General features: G+C 67.1%; 1 protein-coding gene. It reads left to right on the forward strand.

The genetic code is table 11. The annotated features are described in order from the left end of the window. The coding region (locus tag EN853_RS33090) for a CoA ester lyase (RefSeq protein WP_135861339.1) at positions 1–587 on the forward strand (587 nt) is incomplete at its 5' end. Between the last annotated feature and the right edge of the window lie 61 nt (positions 588–648).

Here is a 648-nt window from a genome sequence, read left to right on the forward strand (position 1 = left end):
TCGAGATGGCCAAGGGTTTCAAGACCCGCGTCGGCCTCGAGGCGCTGATCGAGACGGCGCTCGGCATGGCCAATGTCGAGGCGATCGCCGCCACGCCCGGCCGGCTGGAAGCGATGCATTTCGGCGTCGCCGACTATGCCGCGAGCAACAAGGCACGCACCGTCAATATCGGCGGGCTGAACCCTGACTACCCCGGCGACCAGTGGCACTTTGCGCTGTCGCGCATGACGGTCGCCTGCAGGGCTTACGGTCTGCGCGCCATCGACGGACCGTTCGGCGATTTCTCCGATCCGGAGGGCTACAAGGCGGCCGCCAGGCGCGCCGCGGCACTCGGCATCGAAGGCAAATGGGCGATCCACCCTTCGCAGATCGCCTTGGCCAACGACGTGTTCTCGCCGCCGGAGAAAGAGGTGACGCGCGCCAGGCGCATCCTCGAGGTGCTCAAGGAAGCGGAGGCGCTCGGCAAGGGTGCGGCGGCGCTCGACGGCAAGATGATCGACGCCGCGTCGGAGCGCATGGCCCGCAACGTGCTGGTGGTCAGCGAAGCGATCGAGCGCGCCGGCCAGGCGCAGGCCGCCGCGCAGTAGGAATTACCGGGAGGACAACATGGATATCCACGAATACCAGGCCAAGGAATTGCTCGCCAGC

This window comes from Mesorhizobium sp. M1C.F.Ca.ET.210.01.1.1, assembly GCF_004791585.1.
Taxonomy (GTDB): domain Bacteria; phylum Pseudomonadota; class Alphaproteobacteria; order Rhizobiales; family Rhizobiaceae; genus Mesorhizobium.